This is a genomic window from Micromonospora sp. HUAS YX12 (assembly GCF_040215685.1).
Classification (GTDB): domain Bacteria; phylum Actinomycetota; class Actinomycetes; order Mycobacteriales; family Micromonosporaceae; genus Micromonospora; species Micromonospora tulbaghiae.
The window spans coordinates 5499799-5519052 of the sequence record NZ_CP157974.1; the positions used below are offsets into that span (position 1 = coordinate 5499799).

18 protein-coding genes are annotated in these 19254 nt (G+C 73.7%); 6 read left to right on the top strand and 12 right to left on the bottom strand.

Translation table 11 applies throughout. The features are described 5' to 3' along the window. Nucleotides 1-10 precede the first annotated feature (10 nt). The 5 genes from ABIH81_RS26235 to ABIH81_RS26255 form a co-directional block, all read right to left on the bottom strand. Nucleotides 11-2821 carry a glycoside hydrolase N-terminal domain-containing protein gene (locus ABIH81_RS26235; RefSeq protein WP_349877536.1) on the bottom strand — a complete coding sequence of 937 codons (2811 nt, stop codon included), beginning with the start codon at nucleotides 2819-2821 and terminating at the stop codon, nucleotides 11-13. 153 nt (nucleotides 2822-2974) lie between these two features. Further along, on the bottom strand, nucleotides 2975-3991 hold the full coding sequence (locus ABIH81_RS26240) for a nitroreductase (RefSeq protein WP_349881203.1): 1017 nt from the start codon (nucleotides 3989-3991) through the stop codon (nucleotides 2975-2977). 2 nt (nucleotides 3992-3993) lie between these two features. Continuing rightward, complete coding sequence (locus ABIH81_RS26245) at nucleotides 3994-5076, bottom strand: hypothetical protein (RefSeq protein WP_349877537.1); 1083 nt, start codon at nucleotides 5074-5076, stop codon at nucleotides 3994-3996. Further along, entirely contained in the window at nucleotides 5073-5513 is a 441-nt protein-coding gene (locus ABIH81_RS26250; protein WP_349877538.1) for a DUF4188 domain-containing protein, read from the bottom strand. The genes ABIH81_RS26245 and ABIH81_RS26250 overlap by 4 nt, the downstream gene beginning before the upstream one ends. Before the next feature lie 3 nt (nucleotides 5514-5516). Further along, nucleotides 5517-7079 carry a phenylacetate--CoA ligase family protein gene (locus ABIH81_RS26255; RefSeq protein WP_349877539.1) on the bottom strand — a complete coding sequence of 521 codons (1563 nt, stop codon included), beginning with the start codon at nucleotides 7077-7079 and terminating at the stop codon, nucleotides 5517-5519. A 161-nt stretch (nucleotides 7080-7240) separates the two neighbouring features. Between ABIH81_RS26255 and ABIH81_RS26260 the strand changes: the two genes are divergently transcribed. Beyond that, nucleotides 7241-7651 (top strand): hypothetical protein, encoded by a 411-nt coding sequence (locus ABIH81_RS26260; RefSeq protein WP_349877540.1) that lies wholly within the window; start codon nucleotides 7241-7243, stop codon nucleotides 7649-7651. Between the two features lie 7 nt (nucleotides 7652-7658). Beyond that, the gene (locus ABIH81_RS26265; protein WP_349877541.1) at nucleotides 7659-8702 is read left to right on the top strand and encodes a polyprenyl synthetase family protein; all 1044 of its coding nucleotides are present in this window, start codon (nucleotides 7659-7661) and stop codon (nucleotides 8700-8702) included. Nucleotides 8703-8764: 62 nt separating this feature from the next. On the opposite strand, the gene mnhG is transcribed toward ABIH81_RS26265, so the two are convergent. Genes mnhG through ABIH81_RS26295 form a run of 6 tightly spaced genes read right to left on the bottom strand, consistent with a single transcriptional unit; the run spans nucleotide 8765 to nucleotide 14885 of the window. Next, the gene (gene mnhG / locus ABIH81_RS26270; RefSeq protein ID WP_349877542.1) at nucleotides 8765-9163 is read right to left on the bottom strand and encodes a monovalent cation/H(+) antiporter subunit G; all 399 of its coding nucleotides are present in this window, start codon (nucleotides 9161-9163) and stop codon (nucleotides 8765-8767) included. Continuing rightward, on the bottom strand, nucleotides 9160-9423 hold the full coding sequence (locus ABIH81_RS26275) for a monovalent cation/H+ antiporter complex subunit F (RefSeq protein ID WP_091425167.1): 264 nt from the start codon (nucleotides 9421-9423) through the stop codon (nucleotides 9160-9162). Before ABIH81_RS26275 ends, mnhG begins: the two co-directional genes overlap by 4 nt. Continuing rightward, the gene (locus ABIH81_RS26280; protein WP_349877543.1) at nucleotides 9420-10022 is read right to left on the bottom strand and encodes a Na+/H+ antiporter subunit E; all 603 of its coding nucleotides are present in this window, start codon (nucleotides 10020-10022) and stop codon (nucleotides 9420-9422) included. The genes ABIH81_RS26275 and ABIH81_RS26280 overlap by 4 nt, the downstream gene beginning before the upstream one ends. Next, nucleotides 10019-11590 carry a Na+/H+ antiporter subunit D gene (locus ABIH81_RS26285; RefSeq protein ID WP_349877544.1) on the bottom strand — a complete coding sequence of 524 codons (1572 nt, stop codon included), beginning with the start codon at nucleotides 11588-11590 and terminating at the stop codon, nucleotides 10019-10021. The genes ABIH81_RS26280 and ABIH81_RS26285 overlap by 4 nt, the downstream gene beginning before the upstream one ends. After that, nucleotides 11587-12054, bottom strand: coding sequence for a Na(+)/H(+) antiporter subunit C (locus tag ABIH81_RS26290; RefSeq protein ID WP_349877545.1), 468 nt, complete (start codon nucleotides 12052-12054; stop codon nucleotides 11587-11589). Before ABIH81_RS26290 ends, ABIH81_RS26285 begins: the two co-directional genes overlap by 4 nt. Further along, on the bottom strand, nucleotides 12051-14885 hold the full coding sequence (locus ABIH81_RS26295; RefSeq protein WP_349877546.1) for a Na+/H+ antiporter subunit A: 2835 nt from the start codon (nucleotides 14883-14885) through the stop codon (nucleotides 12051-12053). Before ABIH81_RS26295 ends, ABIH81_RS26290 begins: the two co-directional genes overlap by 4 nt. A 190-nt stretch (nucleotides 14886-15075) precedes the next feature. Here ABIH81_RS26295 and ABIH81_RS26300 point away from each other — a divergent pair, with 190 nt between their 5' ends. Continuing rightward, nucleotides 15076-16044, top strand: a complete 969-nt coding sequence (locus tag ABIH81_RS26300; protein WP_349881204.1) for a hypothetical protein — start codon at nucleotides 15076-15078, stop codon at nucleotides 16042-16044. Between the two features lie 80 nt (nucleotides 16045-16124). Continuing rightward, nucleotides 16125-17351, top strand: coding sequence for a helix-turn-helix domain-containing protein (locus ABIH81_RS26305; RefSeq protein ID WP_349877547.1), 1227 nt, complete (start codon nucleotides 16125-16127; stop codon nucleotides 17349-17351). 24 nt (nucleotides 17352-17375) lie between these two features. Here ABIH81_RS26305 and ABIH81_RS26310 read toward each other — a convergent pair whose 3' ends face one another. Next, nucleotides 17376-17606, bottom strand: a complete 231-nt coding sequence (locus ABIH81_RS26310; protein WP_349877548.1) for a potassium transporter TrkA — start codon at nucleotides 17604-17606, stop codon at nucleotides 17376-17378. Nucleotides 17607-18056: 450 nt separating this feature from the next. Between ABIH81_RS26310 and ABIH81_RS26315 the strand changes: the two genes are divergently transcribed. Beyond that, nucleotides 18057-18896 (top strand): rod shape-determining protein, encoded by an 840-nt coding sequence (locus ABIH81_RS26315; RefSeq protein ID WP_349877549.1) that lies wholly within the window; start codon nucleotides 18057-18059, stop codon nucleotides 18894-18896. A 2-nt stretch (nucleotides 18897-18898) separates the two neighbouring features. After that, on the top strand, nucleotides 18899-19210 hold the full coding sequence (locus ABIH81_RS26320) for a TraR/DksA C4-type zinc finger protein (RefSeq protein WP_334460538.1): 312 nt from the start codon (nucleotides 18899-18901) through the stop codon (nucleotides 19208-19210). Nucleotides 19211-19254 lie beyond the last annotated feature (44 nt).

Genomic DNA, 19254 nt, shown 5'->3' on the forward strand with positions numbered 1-19254 from the left:
GTCGCGCGGGTCAGGTGGTCGTGCAGGTGATGTTCGCCGGCGGGTTGTTGGCGCCGGCGGCCGTGCCGATGAAGCCGAACGTGGTGGAGCCGCCGGCCGGCAGTGATCCGTTGTAGTCGACGTTGCGCACCGTCACGTTCGCGCCGTTCTGGGTGTGCGTGCCGCTCCAGATCTGGTTGATCACCTGCCCGTTCGGGAACGTCCAGGACACCGTCCAGCCGCGGATCGCACTCGCGCCGGCGGTCACCGTGACCTCGGCCTGGAAGCCGCCCGACCAGGATCCGGTGATCGCGTACGTGGCACGCGCGCCGGACGGCGCCGGGGAGCTGGTGGTCGGCGCCGGGCTCGGCGTCGTACTCGATGTGGGTGTGACGGTCGGGGTCGGTGACGGCGTCACGCCGGGCCGGGCCGCGCGGTAGGTGTGACCGGCGCGGGCGGTGAGCGCGACGACGTCGGACTGCGGCCGGGTGGTGGCCGGTGTGCTGCCGTCGGTGACGTCGGTGAGGGTGAAGCCGCCGGTGAACAGCCGGGACCGCAGTCGCAGCGTGCCGTCGCGGTCGGCGCGGACGCTGATCTCGTCGGCCTGGCCGTTGCTCCAGGTCAGGGCCACCGTGTAGCCGCCCCGGCCGCGCAGGCCCGCGACCTGCCCGGCGGGCCAGGCGGTCGGCAGCGCGGGCAGCAGGTGCAGCTCGCCGGTGTGGCTGTGCAGCAGCATCTCGGCGATGCCGGAGGTGGCGCCGAAGTTGCCGTCGATCTGGAACGGCGGGTGCAGGTCGAACATGTTCGGCGCGAGCCGGTCGGTGCGTACCAGGTCGCGCAGGAGCTTGTGGGCGCGGGCGCTGTCCTCCAGGCGGGCCCAGAAATTGATCTTCCAGGCGAGCGACCAGCCGGTCCCGTCGTCGCCGCGCAGCTCCAGCGTCCGGCGGGCGGCCTCGTACAGCGCCGGGGTGCCCCGCTTGGTGATCTGGTTGCCGGGATGCAGCCCGTACAGGTGGGAGACGTGCCGGTGGGTGCGCTCGGTCTCGACCCAGTCGGCCAGCCACTCCTGCACGTTGCCCCGGGAACCGACGCGGCTCGGCGGCAGCCGGTCCCGGGCCGTACGCACCTGGGACCGGAAGGTGGTGTCGACGCCGAGCACCTCGCTCGCCCGGGCCGCGGCGTCGAACAGGTCGCGCAGGATCTGGTTGTCCATCGTCGGGCCGGCGCAGACGCTGGCGTTGGCGTGGTGCGCCAGCTCCGGCGAGTTCGACGGGTTCGTGACCAGGTAGCCGAGCGTCGGGTGGGCGACCAGGGTGTCGAGGAAGAACTGGGCGGCGCCCTTGAGGGCCGGGTAGTTGGCCTGCAAAAATCCGCTGTCGCCGGTGAACAGGTAGTGGTCCCAGATGAGCGTGCTCAGCCAGGCCCCGCCGGTCGGCCACATGCCCCAGAACGCGCCGTCCACGACCGACGCGCCCCGCCAGGCGTCGGTGTTGTGGTGGGTGACCCAGCCGCCGGCGCCGTACTGCGCCTGGGCGACCCGCGCGCCGGTCACGGTGAGGTCTTTGATCATGCCGAAGACCGGCAGGAAGCACTCGGACAGGTTCGTGGTGTCAGCCGGCCAGTAGTTCATCGGCAGGTTGGCGTTGACCGTGTACTTCGAGTCCCAGGACGGCGTCAGCGAGTCGTTCCAGATGCCCTGGAGGTTCGCCGGCTGGGTGCCCGGCCGCGACGAGGAGATCAGCAGGTACCGCCCGAACTGGAACAGCAGCGCGGCGAACTGCGGATCGTCGGTGCTCGCGTGCTGCGCGATCCGTACGTCGGTCGGCTGGTCGGCGGCGGCGGTGCGGCCCAGGTCGAGCGTGACCCGGTTGAACAGCGCCTGGTAGTCGGCGCGGTGGCGGGTCCGGAGCTGGTCGGCGGCGACGCCCTTGGCCGCGTTCAGCCGGTTGCGGGCGATGCCCTGGTAGTCGCCGTTGACGGTGCGATAGTCGACGTAGCTGGACCCGATCGAGATCAGGACCGTCACGCCGGTGGCGCCGGAGACCCGGAGCGTCCCGCCGGAGCTGCTGACCGTGCCACCGGTGACGGCGGCGTGGGCCAGGGCGAGGAACCGCACCGAGCCGTTGATCCCCTCCATCGAGCCGGAGATGCCGTCGAGCGCGACGGTCGCGCCGTCCGGGCTGGACACGGTGGTCCGCTGCGGGCTGTCGAAGGTGGCGGAGAACGTGATCGCGTTGGCCCGGTCGGCGGTCAGCCGCAGCACGATCACCTGGTCGGGCGCGCTGGCGAACACCTCCCGCTGGTGCCGTACGCCGTTCAGCACATAGGTGGTGGTCACGGTGGCGGTGGTGAGGTCGAGCGTCCGGTTGTACTGCGTCGCCCCGCTCGCGGACCCGAAGGCGAGCCGGAGGTTCCCGACGGTCTGGTAGGCGAGCTGACCGCCCGGACTGCCCATCATGGTCTGGTTGATCAGATCCTGGGCCGAGGTCCACTGGTCGGCGAAGACGCGGCGCCGGATCTCGGCCAGGTTCGCCGCGCCCCGGGTGTTGGCCGAGTCGTACGGGCCGCCGGCCCAGACGGTGTCCTCGTTGAGCTGGAGCCGTTCGGTGTCGACGTTGCCGAACACCATCGCGCCGAGCCGCCCGTTGCCGATCGGCAGGGCGCGCAGCCAGTCGGTGCCGGCCGGCTCGTCGTACCAGAGCGCCAGATCGTTCGCGGCCAGCACCTGCGGAGGCGCCGCCGAGCCGGCCCGGGCGGCGGCGCTCCAGGCGGCCGGCAGCAGCGCGGCGCCGCCGCCCGCCGCTGTGGCCTTGATGACGTTTCGTCGTGTCACTTCGGACATGGTTTCTCCCAACCGCGCGGATCAGAGGCGGGCCCGGGTGCGCGACGACTCTGTTATCGCTAACAGGCCAATCTCGCGCACCCGGACGCCGCATTCCCTGCCACTACGCGCCCAGGGCTCCCGACCGGGCGACACATCAGCCAACATGGACTCTCATGGATGAGGCGACACCGCGTCAAGGGGTGTTACCGCTAACAGATCCGACCCGTGGTTCACTCGCCGGGCCGAACGGGGCGCGGGAGCGGCCGGCCGGCCCACCCGGGCCACGTGCACGATGCGCTCCGGCGCCACGTCCAGCAGCGTGCCGAGCGCGTCCCGGGTGGCGGCCACGTCGACGAGCTGACTGAGTGGATGCGCGGCCAGCCCGGCCGTGTGCAGCGTCAGCCACGTCCGCATCAGCACGCGTCCGAACTCGACCTGCCCGGCCGCGTCCAGACCGGGCGGTGCGACGAGCGCCAGCACCGCGCCGCCCTGCGCCAGCGGATCGCCGCCCGCGGCGGCGAGCAGCCGGGGCAGCCCCAGCGGGCGCAACGCCGGGTACGCCGCGAGCGCCGCCCGCAGCCCGGTGGCCGCCGCCCGGCCCAGCCCGAGGCAGCGGTCGCTGAGCCCGTCCGCCCGGTATCGCGGGCCCGACCGGTCCAGGCGCAGCCAGCGGCGCAGCTCCGCGACCACCGCCGGGTCGGCGTACACGTGCCGGTCGGCCGTGCGCAGCAGCGCGCGCAGCCGCCCGGCCGCCGGCACGACGCGGACCGCGCCGCCTGCCCGCCGGGCGACCGCGTCCACGGCCGCGACCACGTCGGTGCCCGGGCCGGCGGTGAACCGGCCCCGGTGGGTACGCCGGTCCCACACGTCGGCGGTGCGGAACGGCGTCCGGTACGGCTGCCGTCCCGGGCGCAGCCGCCCCACCCGCCGGTCGGACTCGTCGTGGTTGGCGGCCCAGTCCAGCCGCAGCCCCGCGTCGGCGGCGACGATCAGGCAGGTCTCCACGAACGCGCCCAGCGACAGGCGCAGATCGCGCCCGGTCGGGTCGCCCGCGGGCAGCGCGTCGGCCGGATCCCAGCCGACGGTGATCGCCCAGCGCTCGTAGCGCAGCCGCCACGGCTGGGTGTTGTGCGCGCTCGGGGCCCGCCAGCACAGCGGCTCCAGCGCGTGGAACGCGGCCAGGTCCATGCTCACCGCTCCCTGGCGTAGAACGTGTAGCCGTGCAGTGGGCGTCCGCCCAGGCGCCGGTACTGTGCGGCCGACGCCGGGTTGTCCCGCCCGACGTACGTGCTGCGCAGCGCCGTGTAGCCGCCGGCGTGCAGGTTGCGGTGCAGGTGCTCGGACAGCAGCCGCTGGTAGCCGCGCCCCTGGAACTCCGGCACCACGCCCTTGACGATCAGCACCGCCTCCCGGCGGTACCGGCGGCGGGTCGCCAGCAGCCGGAGCTGGTTGACCGGGTTCAGGTCGCCGCGGGCCGCGACCAGGAAGTCGCTGACGTCCGGCACGCAGAGCACGAACGCCACCGGACGCCCGTCGCGGGTCAGGTAGAGCAGCAGGGAGGAGTCCAGCAGGTACGCCAGCCCGTCGGTCTGCCGCCGCAGCTGCGCCGCCGAGATCGGCGTGTAGTAGCCGAGCTGGGCGAAGGAGTCGTTGAGCATCCCGCGCAGCAGGCCGAGCTGCTCGTCGAGCCGCCTGGTGCTCCCCCGGTGCAGTTCCAGCCGCGCGCCGTCGGGCTGGACGCCCAGGCCGGGGGCCGGTCCGGCCGGCGACGGGACCGGGCAGATCCAGGTGTCGGAGACGAACCGCCCGGTGAACCCGTACGCCTCGTACGCGTCCGGGTAGTACGGCGGGTTCCACGCGCTGTCCACGAAGCCCCGGTCGGCGTACCCGGAGGTGATCACGCCGCCGGCCTGGTTGGGCAGCAGCGCCACCGGCCCGAACAGCAGATCCCGCCCGGGTGTGGCGTGCGTGGTGATCGCGTCGAACAGCGGCCGGGCGGCGGACGGGGTGAACTCGGTGAGCCCGAACAGCTGGCACCGGCGGCCCAGCTTCGCGTCGAAGTCCGCGTCGGTGTGCAGCGTGGTCCGCCCGGCCACCGCGCCGGTGGCGTCGCGCAGCACGTACATCGGCACGCCGTCGCGCCACCAGCGGCGGATCTGCTGCCGGGGCGTCGGCACGTACCGGGGCTCGCCCGCGTACAGCCGGTCGGTGAGGGCGAGGAAGTCGCGCAGGCCACGCCGGCCGGTGACGCGCTCGAACCGGTGGCCGGTCACCGGCGCACCGCCGGTCCGGTCGTCTCCGCGCCCAGCGGGGTGAACTGCTCGATGTGGCCCATCGCGCCGTCCTCGGCCCGCCACGCGCCGTTGGAGTAGCCGTCGGGGGACGCGGTGTAGAGCCGGATGAACCCGGCGGTGGCGTTGCGGGTGCCGTCGGTCAGCCACATCATCAGCCTGCGGTGGTGCCGGGTCCGGGCGAAGCGCAGCAACGCGTCCCGCTCGGTGAAGAACGCGATCGTGCCGAGCGTCAGCGGGAACCGCCAGTACACGGTGTGCCAGCAGTAGCCGGACATCCGGCGCATGTCGCGCACCATCCGGATCCAGTCGGGGGCCAGGCGCAGCAGCACCAGCGGGTTCGCGTACCGGGTGCCGCCGATGAACATGGCGCCGGCGCGGGCCTGGGCCGGGGCGCGGGAGAAGTCACGGGTACGCATCGCTCACCTCACCAGGTAGACGTTCTTGATCTTCTGCATGGCGGCGAACGGGCCGCCGTCCGGTTCGTGCAGCTCCACCCGCAGGTCACCGGCGGTTGGATCCTCCACAAAGGACTGCGCGAAGTCCCGCGACACCGCGGTCAGGTGCGCGCGTACCCCGTCGCGGCAGGCGCCGGCGAGCGCCGCGCGTGCCGCGGTGTCCAGCGGGCGGCGCAGCTCGACGTGGATCACCGGCCGGGTCTCCAGTGCCGCGTCCTCGTGCAGCGTCAGGCAGAACCGGTTGATCTCGGCGGCGTACGGGTTGCCGGTGTAGAGGCCGTACTCGACGTCCTGGGGGTAGAGGTTCGCGCCCAGGTAGGACACGGTGGAGTCGCTGCGGCCGAACAACAGCAGCAGCGGCAGCGTCATCCGCTCCTCGGCCACCGCGGTGCGGAACTCGGCGCGGCGTACCGGGTCGGCGTGGGCCAGCTCGGCGATACGCCGGTACGGCACCAGCAGCGCCTCGTCGCCCACGTTGTAGCGCAGGCGCGGCTGGAGCACGTGCGGGCTGGTGACCGTGCAGAGCAGTTCCCGCCGGTCGTTGGTCTCCAGGTAGGTGGCGAACGGGTTGTACTGGAACACCATCGGCAGCCGCTGCTCGCCGCGGCCGAGCAGTTCCGCCCGCAGTCCCGCGTCCGTGCGCAGCCGCCGCCGCAGCCACACCGTGAACCGGGTCTCCGCGCCGATGCCGATGGTCAGGTCCGACGCCCCGTACGCCGACCGCACCCGCACGAACCGCTCCTCCAGGTAGTCGCGCAGCGCCTCGGTCATGCCCTCGCCGCCGCAGCTCGCGAAGATCCGGTACCGCGACCACTGGAAGTCCTCGGCGTCGAGCCGGTCCCGCAGGTGCTTGAGGAACGGCGGGTACGCGGTCACCAGGTAGTCGTGACCGGGACCGAACTCGCGCAGCGTGTCGACGATCTTCCCGAGGTCCGGGCCGGTGTTCTTCACCGTCGCGATGCGGGCCATCGCCGCGCCGGTGGTGGTGCCGGTCGCCCAGGCGCCCATCGAGTACGCGTTGATCACGAACGGCCGGCGCATCGGGAACGCCAGCCCGGTGTAGCCGGCGATGTCCCGGTGCACCGCCCGCAGCTCACGCTCGCCGCGCGGCCAGTTGAACGGCCGCCCGGACGAGCCGGCCGACTCGTCGACCACCACGCCCCGCTCCGGCAGCCGCCCGCCCCGGCACCGGGCTGATGCGTCGTACGCCATGACGTACCCGTGCTTGCCGGTCTCCGGGAAGTCCCGCAGCCGGCGGCGCGGGCCACCCGGGCGGGCCCGCAGGAACGCCTGGTAGGCCGGCACCCGCCGGGCCGCACGCACGCAGGTCGACCGCGCGTTCGCGGCGGCGAGGCGGTCGAGGACCGGGTGGTGCCGCCGGGCCAGCCACCGCCAGCCGGCCGGGTGGTGGGCGACGAGCCGGGCCAGCGCGGCGACCGCGCGGCCGGCGGGGGCCAGCACGGCCTCGGCGGGCAGGGGCGTGTCGACGGTACGTGCAGCGGCGTGTCGGTGCAGCGTCTCGGCCATGACAAGCATCCTGTCGACGCCGCCACGCCCGCACATGAGCGACGAGACGGTGCTGCGCTGAGTACCCGTACCCAATGGCAAGGCCACCCGGCCTGGCCACGCTCAGTCACCATGGCGACACTCGCCTGGTGCGTCGTCCCTGGTCCGGTGACACTTCGCCCATGACAGACGGCGAGCGTGAGCGCACGAACGAGCGCTTCGAGAAGGTGGCCGAGGAGACCTCAGAGACCGTGACCCACGCGGCCACGGTGCTGGAGGAGGAACTCGCGGCGGGGCTGGCCGGCGCCCGGCGGCTCGAGGAGAAGCTGACCGAGAGCCGGCGGGTGGACCCGGAGGCGTTCGACGAGTTGGTCGCGCGGGTCCGCACCGACGGGCACGCCCTCATCGACACCGTGGTCGGGCAGTTGAAGATGGCCGACGACCAGCGCGGTGAGGTGATCCGGCGGTACACCTCGGACGCGCACGACGCGCTGGACACCGTACTCAATCTGGCGCGGCTGGCCCCCGAGGTGGCCAACGGGCTCGCGGACCGGCTGGCGTCGCCGGCCCCGAAGCGGCCGACGGACCGGTAGCCGCGCGATGGCGCCGACCACCGGGGTGGCCGGTGGGCACGTGGAACGGATGCTGGAGCGCTATCGCGGGCTCGCCCTCGGCGCGCTGCTCGACGACGTGCCCGAGGGCGGCCCGCGATACCTCTACGACCTGGTCGCGGAGTATCCGCGGCGCTGGGGCAAGGGGCTACGCGCCGCGCTGTGCCTGGCCACGTGCCGGGCGTTCGGCGGCGGCGACGCGGTGGGGCTCAACGCCGCCGTGACGGTGGAGCTGTTCCACAACGCCTTCCTCATCCACGACGACATCCAGGACGAGAGCGAGCAGCGGCGCGGCGGGCGGACGCTGCACGCCGAGTACGGCGTCGGCGTGGCGTTGAACGTCGGCAACATGACCAACCTGCTGGCGTTGCGGCGGCTGGCCGCGAACCGGGCGGCACTCGGCTCCGGGATCGCGTGGCGGCTGTTCACCGAGACCGAGCTGATGATGCGCCACTCGCTGGAGGGTCAGGCCATCGAGATCGGCTGGATCCGGGACAACGTGTGCGACCTGGACGCGGACGACTACTACCGGATGTGCCTGAAGAAGACCTCCTGGTACACGTGCATCTACCCGTGCCGCACCGGGATCCTCGTGGCGACCGGCCGGGAGAACGCGGTCGACGTGCTGGACCGGTACGGCTGGTATCTGGGTGCGGCGTTCCAGATCCAGGACGACGCGCTCAACCTCACCGGCGACTACACCCGGTACGGCAAGGAGATCGCCGGTGACCTGTGGGAGGGCAAACGCACGCTCATCCTGATCGACTTCATGCAGCGGTGCACGCCGGAGGAACGCGAGCGGCTCGTGCGGTTGCTGAGCCGTACCCGGGCGCGGCGCACCGCCGCCGAGGTGCGCTGGCTGCACGGGCGGCTGCTCGCGTACGACTGTGTGGAGTCGGCGCGGCGCAGCGCCCGGGAACTCGCGCTCGCCGCCCGGCGTGCGGGCGAGCGGGCGCTCGGTGCCGCCGCCGACACCGAGGACGGCCGTTTCCTGCTGGAGCTGACCGACTACGTGGTGGAACGCGCGCGTTAGGCGCCCAGGATCGCGCGCAGCCAGGTGAGCTGTGCTCCCGGCCTCGGCGCTCGTGCGAAGTCTCAGGACGTGCGGGCCGGCGACGTCTCCTCCGGCTCACCGGCCCGGTCCGCGCGGATCCGGTCGATGTGGTCGGCCAGTTCGTCGGTGATCAGCAGGTCCCGCCGGATGTCGTCGTGCGGGTACGCGGTCCGCCCGACCATGTGTGCCGCGACCGGGGCGGTGGCGAGCTGGAACAGGCCGACCAGGACCAGCGTGGTGATGTCCACCCCGGTACGCAGCCGCAGCGCGCAGCCGAGCAGCACCAGCAGCAGCCCGAGCACCTGCGGCTTGGCCGCCGCGTGCATCCGCGACAGCACGTCCGGGAAGCGGACCAGCGCGATGCCCGCGGCGAGGCAGAGCAGGGCCCCGGCGATCAGGCAGACGCCGGCGACGATGTCCAGGATCGCGTCGAGCATCACTTCGAGCTTCTCCGGGACGCGAACCGGGCGACGCTCACCGAGCCGACGAAACCGACCAGGGCGAGGACCACCAGCACCGGCAGCGCGGTGGCGTCCCGGCTGTAGGCCGCCTCGGTGGCGATGGCCGCGACCGCGACGGCGAGCAGCACGTCGGTGGCGACGGCCCGGTCGAGGATCGACGGCCCGCGGATGATGCGGACCAGGGTGAGCCCACCGGCCGCGACGAGCAGCGCGGTGACGATCACGGCGATGACGGTCACGTCGGTGCTCCTTCCAGGTCGACCGACCCGGACGGGCCGGTGGGTACGGATTGCCGGATCAGGCTCAGCTCCTCGGCGGAGCCGACGGCGGCGACGATGCGCTCCTCCAGCTCCAGCACGCCTCGCCGGAACCGTTCCACCTCGTGGAGGCTGCGGATGCCGATGACGTGCACGTAGAGCGTGCCGGTGCGCCGGTCGGCCTCCAGGATCAGGCTGCCCGGCACCAGCGACAGGGCCTCGGCGGTGAGGGTGAGGTTGAGGTCGGTGTTCACCCGCAGCGGCACCGCGATGATCGCCGAGTACGGGTGCTTGGACCGGACGGCCAGCCAGGCCACCTGCGCGGACGCCACCACCAGGTCGTACAGGAAGCGGACCACGAACCGCAGCAGCGGCACCGGCCGGATCCGGCCGGCGAACGTCACAGGGGGCAGCGGGAAGACCACCAGCAGCACGGCCGCGACCACGAGTCCGCTGATCACGTTGGCCCAGCTGAAGGTGCCCCACAACAGCACCCAGACGGTGACCAGCCCGGTCACCGCGACGGCCCGGTTGCGCCAGCGGTCACGGCGGGTCAGCGGCGCTTTCGGCTGACAGGTCACGGCGGTCCCTCCGGGAACACGGCCTCGACGTACGGGGCACGGCGTAACAGGTCGTCGGCGGCGTCGGTGCTGATGTCGAACAGCGGCCCGGCCACCACCGTCAGCGCCAGGCCGAGCACCACGAGGGCGGCGGTGGACACCGTCATCAGCCGGGGCAGCACCGCCCCGGCCGGCGCCGGGCCGTCGTGCGACTGCTCGGCGCCGTCGGTGCGGGCCGCCTGGTCGGCGTCACCCGGCTCCGGCATGTCCGCGTGCGGGGCCCGCCAGAAGGCGAGATTCCACACGCGGGCGATGGCGTAGAGCGTGAGCAGGCTGGTGAGCAGTCCCCCGGCGACGAGCGACCAGGCCAGGAACCCGCCGTCGTCGACGCCGGCCTGGACCAAGCCGAGCTTGCCGAGGAACCCGGAGAACGGTGGTATGCCGGCCAGGTTCAGCGCGGGCACGAAGAACAGCACGGCCAGCAGTGGCGACAGCCGGGCCAGGCCGCCGAGGCGGTCCAGCGCGGTGCTGCCGCCGCGTCGTTCGACCAGGCCGGCGGCGAGGAACAGCGTGGTCTGGATGGTGATGTGGTGCACCACGTAGAAGATCGCCGCGGACAGGCCGAGCGGGGTGGTCAACCCGACCCCGAACAGCATGTATCCGATGTGGCTGACGAGCGTGAACGACAGCAGCCGTTTGATGTCCGACTGGGCCACCGCGCCGAGGATGCCCACCACCATGGTCAGCGCCGCTATCACCATGAGCAGGTCGGCGGTGCGGCCGCCGGGGAACAGCAGCGTCTCGGTGCGGATGATCGCGTACACACCGACCTTGGTGAGCAGGCCGGCGAAGACCGCGGTGACCGGGGCGGGCGCGGTCGGGTAGCTGTCCGGCAGCCACGCCGACAGCGGGAACACCGCCGCCTTGATCCCGAACGCGAGCAGCAGCATGCCCTGCAGCACCAGGCGGATGTCGTCGGGCAGCGCGTCCAGGCGGTCGGCGAGCTGCGCCAGGTTCAGCGTGCCGGTGGCGGAGTAGACCAGGCCGATAGCCACCAGGAAGATCAGCGACGAGAGCAGGCTGACCACGACGTACGTGGTGCCGGCCCGGATCCGCGTCTCGGTGCTGCCGAGCGTCAGCAGCACGTAGCTCGCCACCAGCAGGATCTCGAATCCGACGTAGAGGTTGAACAGGTCGCCGGAGAGGAAGGCGTTGCAGACGCCCGCGGTCAGCACCAGATAGGTCGGGTGGTAGACCGACAGCGGCGTCTCCTCGTTGCCGTCGGCCATGCCCTGCCCGATGGAGTAGACGAGCACGCACAGGGTGACCGAGGCGGACACCACGAGCATCAGCGCGGCGAGCTGGTCGGCGACGAGCACGATGCCCATCGGCGCCACCCAGCCGCCCACCTCCACCACGAGCGGGCCGTCCAGCGAGGAGCGGACCAGGAGCATCGCGGCCACCGCGACGGTGGCGGTGAGCACGATGATGCTGACCCACCGCTGGGCGCGGGCCCGGCGGGCGAGCAGCAGGGTGAGGGCGGCGCCGAGCAGCGGCATCACCACCGGCAGCGGGACGAGCCAGGTCATCGGACGGCCTCCGCCTCACCGGCGGCGAGCACCCGGGCCTCGGGGCTGCCGTCGGCGGCGTCGACGGTGTCCGCGTCCGAGGTGCCCGGGCCCTCGTCCCGGTCGGCCAGCTCCATGATCCGGCGGTCCTCGACGTCGTCCTGCACCTCGTCGTGCCCGTTGAGGTGCCAGCTCCGGTACGCCAGCGCGAGCAGGAACGCGGTCATGCCGAGCGTGATCACGATCGCGGTCAGCACCATCGCCTGCGGCAGCGGGTCGGACATGTCCTCCTGGGCGGTGGTGCCGACGATCGGCGGGCCACCGGCCCGGCCGCCGGTGAGCAGCAGCAGGTTCGCGCCGTTGCCGAGCAGGATGACCCCCATCAGGACGCGGGTGAGGCTGCGTTCCAGCAGCAGGGTGACGCCGGTGGCGAACAGGACGCCGATGACCACGACGTAGACCAGGTTGGGGATGTTCGGGCTCATACCAGCTCCTCTTCCCGTACGCCGGCCGGTTCGGTCTCCTGTTCGTCGACCTCCTCCTGGCGGTCCATCTCGGCGCCCAGGCTGCGCAGGATGTCCAGTACGAGGCCGACCACGATGAGGTAGACGCCCACGTCGAAGAAGACCGACGTCACGAAGTGCACGTGGCCCAGCACCGGCAGGTGGAAGTCGAGCGTCGCGCTCTGGAGGAACTCGCCGCCCAGCAGCATCGCGGCCACGCCGGTGCCGACCGCGACGAACAGCCCCGCGCCGAGCACCAGGCCGGCGTCGACCGGCGCGGCGCCGTTGAGTTCGGTACGCCCGCCCGCCAGGTACCGCACGGCGAGCCCGAGCCCGGCGACCAGCCCGGCGGCGAAGCCGCCACCGGGGGCGTTGTGGCCGGAGAAGAGCAGGTAGATCGAGAACAGCAGGATGGCGTGGAAGAGCAGCCGGGTGACCACCTGGAGGATCACCGACTGCTGCCGGGAGGTCGCGCCGCTGGTCAGCCAGCGCGGACGCGACGTGTTCTGCCGGCCGACACCGGGGATGCCGCTGCGCAGGTCCAGCGCGCGGGTGCCACGGAAGATCAGGCTGGCCACACCGGTGGCGGCCACCACCAGCACGGCGATCTCGCCCATCGTGTCCCAGGCGCGGATGTCGACGAGCGTCACGTTGACCACGTTCTTGCCGCCGCCGTAGGACACGGCCTCGTCCGGGAAGCCGACCGAGACCGGCGTCGCGGTCCGGCTGCCCGCCGCCACGTACGCCATGCCGGCGGTGACCACGCCGACGGCGACGCCGAGCGCGACGCGGAACCGCCGGGTGGCCCGGATCGGGCGGGCCGAGAACCGGCGCGGCAGCCGGCGCAGCACCAGCACGAACATCACGATCGTGACGGTCTCCACCAGGAACTGGGTGAGCGCGAGATCGGGCGCGCCGTGCAGGATGAACATCAGCGCCGTGCCGTAGCCGGTCACGCCGACCAGGATCATCACGGTCAGCCGGCGGCGGGCGCGCGCGGCCACCAGCGCCGCGACGACGATGACCGCGCCGGCGACCGCCTGCAACGGGGTGTCCCAGAGCTGGAACCGCCGGGCCCACGGCGCGCCGGCGAGCACCGCGCCGCCGGGCAGCACGACCAGGACCAGCAGGATGACGCCGAGGTAGAACGGCAGCGAGCCGCGCTGGGTGGCGCCGGTCAGCTCCACCGCCGCACGGTCGACGGCGCCGGCAATCCGGTCGTAGCCGGTGGCGCCGTCGAAGGGCAGCCGCGGCAGGTAGGGCCGGCGCCGGTGCAGCAGCAGGAACAGCCCGAGACCGGCGGCCACCGCGAGTGCGGACAGGCCCAGCGCCGGGGTCAGCCCGTGCCAGAGGGCCAGGTGGTAGCCGGGGTCGGCGGTCGGGAACTGGTCGGCGTACGGGGCCAGCACCCGGTCCACCGCCGGGGCGAGGACGCCGACCGCGAGGCCGGCGAGGGCGAGCACCGCGGCCGGGCCGATGAACGTCGCCTCGATCCGGTGCGGCCGTGTCTCCTTCACGCCGGGCTTGGCGGCGAACGCGCCCCAGAGGAAGCGCGCGGTGTACGTGACGGTCAGCGCCGAGCCGGTCACCACTCCGGCGAGCACCACCAGCTCGGTGGTGCCGCCGTGCAGGAACGCCTCGAGCGCGGCCTCCTTGGCCACGAAGCCGATCAGCGGCGGCAGGCCCGCCATGGAGGCGGCCGCGAGTCCGGCGATCGCCGCCAGCACCGGCGCGCGGCGGCCCAGACCGCTGAGCTCTCGCAGGTCGCGGGTGCCGGTGACGTGGTCGACGACGCCGACGACGAGGAACAGTGTGGCTTTGAACAGGGCGTGCGCGAGCAGCATCGCGGCGCCGGCCAGCGCGGTGTCGCGGGTGCCCGCGCCGAGGATCACCATGAGCAGGCCGAGCTGGCTGACCGTGCCGTACGCCAGCAGCAGCTTGAGGTCGGTCTGCCGCAGCGCCGTCCACCCGCCGAGGAACAGGGTGATCAGGCCACCGGCCAGCAGGACGCCACGCCACACCGTGGCCTGGCCCACCGCGGGGCCCATCAGGGCGGCCAGGAACACGCCCGCTTTCACCATGGCCGCGGCGTGCAGGTACGCGCTGACCGGCGTGGGCGCGGCCATCGCGCGCGGCAGCCAGAAGCTGAACGGGAAGATCGCCGACTTGCTGGTCACGCCGAGCAGGACGAGGACCAGCGCGACGGTGAGATAGCCGCCCTCGGGCAGGTTCCCGGCGATCTCCGACCACCGGTACGAGCCGGCGTGCTGGCCGAGCATCACGAACCCGGCGAGCATCGCCAGGCCGCCCAATGTGGTCACCAGCAGGGCCTGCATCGCCGCGCGCCGGCTGGCCCGCTTGGTCGGGTCGCTGCCGATCAGCAGGTACGAGAAGACGGTGGTGAGTTCCCAGAACACGTACAGCAGCAGCAGGTCGTCGGACACGACCAGGCCGAGCATCGCGCCGGCGAACGCGACGAACACCGCGGCGAACCGGCCGAGGCCGGGGTCGTCGGAGCGGAAGTAGCGCGCGCTGTAGGCCAGCACGAGGGCGCCGACCCCACCGACGAGCAGCACCAGCAGCCAGGACAGCGTGCCCATGCGCAGCGCGAGTTCCAGGCCGAGCTGCGGCACCCAGGTGACGGTCTCGACGACGGGCCGGCCCGCGCGGACCGGTCCGGTCCGGGTCAGCGCCCAGATCAGCGCCGCCGCCGGGACGGCCGCCAGCAGGTAGAGGGCCCGCCGGCCGAGGAGGCGTACCAGCACGGGGGCGGTCAAGGCTGCGAACGCATGGACCGCCACCAGAACCAGCACACACACTCCTCAAGATCGACCTGCGGTACGTCAACCCTAACCGGCGATTCGGCGAGGCGGTATGTCGAGAGAATCACGCGAACGTGTCGCTCGGCTCCGCTCTGTTTCGGGTAAGGGGTGAGGTTCACTCTGCCCGGTACACCGGTCGGCGTCCGGCGGGCACCCCGATAGGGTTGTCGGCGTGCTGCCGATGCGAGCCGCCCTGGCGGGCACCACCGGGAACGCGATGCTGATGGGCCTCGCCGAGGTCAGCACGCCGGTCGGCTGGGTGCTGTTGCCGGGCCTGCTCGGCGTCTCGGCCCGGCCCCGGGTGGCGACGCTGGTGTCGGCCTGGGCGGGCGTGCTGGTCGCGCTGTCCGTCGTCGTACCGGTGGTCCCCGGCCACCGCAGTGATCCGCAGGCGCTGCTCGCCTCGGCCGCCAGCCTGGCCGCGGTGCCGGTCCTGGCCTGGGCCCGCCGCCGTACGCGGACCGCCACCGTGGCGCGGACCGCCACCGTGACGCGGGCCGCCGCGCCGCCGGACGTCGCGGTGTTCACCGTGCCGGCCGGTCCCGGACGCGCCGCGCTGGCGATCTGCGGCACGGCCGGGGAGATCGGCGCCGCCGTCCCGGTCCGCGGCGGCGGGCTGCGCGTCCTGCTCGGCACGGTCACCGGCGCCACGCTGGACACACCCGCCGGGCGCCGGGCGGTCGAGCAGGCGTTCCACCGGGCCGCCGCCGGACCGCGGCGCACACTGCCGCACCTGGTCGACGCGCTCGAGAAGGCGGTCCGCGACCTCGCCCCGGCGGGCCACCTGCGCGCCACGATCGTCGACGTGGACCGGGCCGGGTCGGTACGGGCGGTGCGATGCGGCTCGCCGGATCTCGTCGTCGCCGCCGGGAGCCGCGCCGCGCCCGCCGGAGTGCCGGAGGGACCGGCGATCGGGTCGACGGAGCCGGGCGACCACGCCGCGCCCGGCGCGGTCGCCGGCCGCCGGATCGCCGTCGTCGGCACCGGCTTCACCGACGCGCACGGGGAACGCTGGCTGCGCGTACTCGATCAGGTGGCCGCCGGTGACGACCCGGCGCGGACGGCGCAGCTGCTGACCCGCGGCGCCCGGGGCGGGCGGCGGACCGGCCCGGCGCTGGTGATCGACCCGGAACCGCGGTCGCGGGAATGACCGGCGGCGCACGCGGGCCCGCCGCCTAGGCTGGTGCGGTGGGCCGGCGTCCGGTGCCGGCCCCGTCCGGGGAGACCGCGATGACCGACAGTGTCCGCCGGCCGGCACCGGCCGCGCGGGGCGAGGACGAGCAGTGGCTGGCCGAGGTGGCCCGCGCGGCGGGCGCCGACGCCGGTGGCGTGCCGGTGGAGTTGCTCGGCGACTACCTGCGCCTGCTGACCGACGCGGCGGTGACCGGCCGCCGCCCGCGCCGCGCCGAACTCGACGCGGTCGGCGCGCTGGGCCGGCGCGCGGCCGAGCAGGGGATCTCCGCCGGCCGCGCGGTACGCCTCTACCTGTCCGCGGCGCGGCGCGTCTGGCGGCAGCTTCCCCACCTGGACCGGTCCGACGACAGCGAGGCGGTCCGCGCCGCCGCCGACGCGGTCCTGCACGTGGTCGACACCGCCGTGGCCACGCTCGCCGAGGGGTACGCGGCAGCCCGCCGGGAACTGGTCCGGCGCGAGGAGTCGCTGCGCCGGGAACTCGTCGACGACCTGCTGCGCGGCGACTCCGACCTGGGCGGGCTGGTGGAGCGGGCCGAGCCGTTCGGCCTGGACCTGGCCCGGGTGCACCAGGTCGCGCTCGCCGCGCCGGGCCGGCGGCTGCCGGACACGGAGGCGGCGATCAGCGCGCTGGAACGCGTCATCTTCGACCGGCTCGGTGACCGGGACGTGCTGGTGGCCACGAAGGAGGGTCTGCTCGTGGTGATCGCGCCGGCGGACCCGGTGGCCGCCGACCGGGGCCGCGGCGCGGGCGCGGCCGGGAACCTGGGCACGCTGATGCACGGTGAGCTGGACCGGCTGGTGCGGGGCCGGCCGTGGCAGGTGGCGGTGGGCCGGCCGCACCCGGGCGTCTACGGCATCGCCCGGTCGTACGAGGAGGCCCGGGAGGCGCTGACCACGGCACGGCGCCTGCACAGCGAGGCATCGGTGATCGACGCGCACGACCTGCTGATCTACCGGGTGCTGCTGCGCGACCAGCCCGCCATGGTGGACCTGGTGCGGGCGGTGCTGACACCGCTGGCCCAGGCGCGCGGCGGCGCCGAGCCGCTGCTGGACACGCTGAACGAGTACTTCGCCTGCGGCGAGGTCGCCACCGAGGCCGCCCGCCGGCTGCACGTGTCGGTGCGCACCGTCACCTACCGGCTGGCCCGGATCCGGGCGCTGAGCGGCTACGACCCCGCCGACGCGCGGGACCGGTTCACGCTGCACGCCGCCGTGCTCGGCGCGCGGGCGCTGGACTGGCCGCGCCGGCCGCTGCCGGCGTAGGGCGGCGCCGGGGTCACCGGCGGCTCAGGCCGGTGCGGCCACCAGCTCCGGGAAGCCGAGCAGGTTGGCCAGGGCCGACGCCTCGTCCCGGGTGAGGGTGAGCGTGACCATGCGGTCCGGGTCGTCCGGGTCGTCGTGGACGACGTCGCGCCGGCCGCCCACCTGGTAGTCGATCACGCCGATCCGGCGGCCCTCCTCCGTGGTCAGCGTGTGCCGGACCCCGATGCCGGGGAGGGTCGTACGTTCGATGATCACGGGGACCTCCTTCGGACGCGGTCGCCGAGGGCCCGCCGGTGCCGGCCGGCGTCAGGGCGACGCGATGGACGTTCGAGCTGAGCTCGCGTTCTCCATGTGTCAACCATAGCCACGGGGTACGGGCGGATCCGGGTTCCGGCCACCGGCAATCATTGCGCCCTTTGTTGGCCGGTGGCGTGCACTGCCGCGCGCGGTGTTCCCGGCGACGCTGGAGGTCCGAGGCGGTACCCGAGCAGCGAGGAGGTGGTGAGCATGACCCGCACGTCGACGGCGCCACCACCGGTGTTCGCCGGACTCGTCGCGTCCCGATCTGCGAGCGGCGACCAGAAGCGCGTCTGAGCCCCCGGCCGCCGGCGTCGTCGAGTGAATCCGACGCCCGCGGCCCCGGCCACGCCCCTCCCCCGCACCGTCCACCGCCCGGCTGGGCACCCTGATCCGAAAGAGGCCGGTATGCCGCACCCTGTCACCGCCGTTCGTCCTCCGGCCCGGACCGGCATGCTGATCGGCCGTTCCCACGGCAGCCGCCCGCCGGTCACCGCCGACGCCGCGCCGATCGCCGTGGACCTCGGCAGCAGCCTGCTGCGGATCTGGCTGGGACCGGGCCGGACGCTGAGCGTCCCGCTCGGCCACGGTCTGCGCAGCCCCGTCGTCCGGCGCGGCCGGATCGTCGACGGTCCGGCCTGCGTCTCCGAGCTGCGGCGGATCCTGCGCGACCACCGCACCCCGGTCCCGGTCGGTGCGCTGGTCGTGGCCTGCCGTCCGGTGCTGGCCGCGCCCGCCGAGCAGGAGGCGACGCGCCGCGTGCTCTCCGCCGTGCTCGCGCCGTCCCGGCTGCTGTTCCTCGACAGCGTCCGGGCGGGCGCCATCGGCGCGGGCGCCGCCGCCGGCACCCTGCTGGTCGCCGACATCGGCGCCCAGCTCACCGAGGTGGCGCTGCTGGAGGACGGCCGGGTGGTCACCGCCCGTCGGGCCGACGTCGGCACCCGGGACCTCAACCACGCGACGACCGCCGCCATGCTCGCCGACACCACCTCCCGGCTGGTACGCGAGCTGCGTCAGGACGCGGCGCTGCGGCCCCGGGTCCGCGCCGCGCTGGCCCGTGGCCCGATCGTCATCGGTGACGGCGCCACCCGGCCCGACGTGACGGCCCGCCTGGTCGCCACGCTCGGCGCGACGGTGCACCGCGCCGCGTCACCCCGTACCGCCGCGCTGACCGGCGCCGGCATGGCCGCCATCTCGGCCCTGCGACACCCGCACGACACCGAGCGCCGCCCGGAAAGGAGCGCCTGATCATGACGCACGCCCTCAACCGCACCGACACGCTGCGCGAACTGCTGGACCGGCAGTTCGGCGAGTACACCGACCAGCTCACCGAGCTGACGCTGCACACGCGGCAGCCCGACCACGGCGGGCACGATCCGGACACGTTGCGCGGGCTGATCGAGACCGCCCGGCAGGGCGTCGCGGACACCGCCCAGGCGCTGAAGCGGATGTCCGAGGGCACGTACGGGGTCTGCGAGCGCTGCGGGCAGGACATCCCGACCGCGCGCCTGGAGATCCTGCCCTCGGCCCGCTTCTGCGTGCCGTGCCAGCAACGGCGCTGAGCACCGCACGGGGCTGTCGGGGCGGGCGCCGGCCGGTAGCGTCA

Coding starts and splice junctions, on each gene's coding strand:
- ABIH81_RS26235 (WP_349877536.1), bottom strand. CDS start 2,821: ATGTCCGAAGTGACACGACGAAACGTCATCAAGGCCACAGCGGCGGGC.
- ABIH81_RS26240 (WP_349881203.1), bottom strand. CDS start 3,991: ATGGACCTGGCCGCGTTCCACGCGCTGGAGCCGCTGTGCTGGCGGGCC.
- ABIH81_RS26250 (WP_349877538.1), bottom strand. CDS start 5,513: ATGCGTACCCGTGACTTCTCCCGCGCCCCGGCCCAGGCCCGCGCCGGC.
- ABIH81_RS26255 (WP_349877539.1), bottom strand. CDS start 7,079: ATGGCCGAGACGCTGCACCGACACGCCGCTGCACGTACCGTCGACACG.
- ABIH81_RS26260 (WP_349877540.1), top strand. CDS start 7,241: ATGACAGACGGCGAGCGTGAGCGCACGAACGAGCGCTTCGAGAAGGTG.
- ABIH81_RS26265 (WP_349877541.1), top strand. CDS start 7,659: ATGGCGCCGACCACCGGGGTGGCCGGTGGGCACGTGGAACGGATGCTG.
- ABIH81_RS26285 (WP_349877544.1), bottom strand. CDS start 11,590: ATGACCTGGCTCGTCCCGCTGCCGGTGGTGATGCCGCTGCTCGGCGCC.
- ABIH81_RS26290 (WP_349877545.1), bottom strand. CDS start 12,054: ATGAGCCCGAACATCCCCAACCTGGTCTACGTCGTGGTCATCGGCGTC.
- ABIH81_RS26300 (WP_349881204.1), top strand. CDS start 15,076: ATGCGAGCCGCCCTGGCGGGCACCACCGGGAACGCGATGCTGATGGGC.
- ABIH81_RS26305 (WP_349877547.1), top strand. CDS start 16,125: ATGACCGACAGTGTCCGCCGGCCGGCACCGGCCGCGCGGGGCGAGGAC.
- ABIH81_RS26315 (WP_349877549.1), top strand. CDS start 18,057: ATGCCGCACCCTGTCACCGCCGTTCGTCCTCCGGCCCGGACCGGCATG.
- ABIH81_RS26320 (WP_334460538.1), top strand. CDS start 18,899: ATGACGCACGCCCTCAACCGCACCGACACGCTGCGCGAACTGCTGGAC.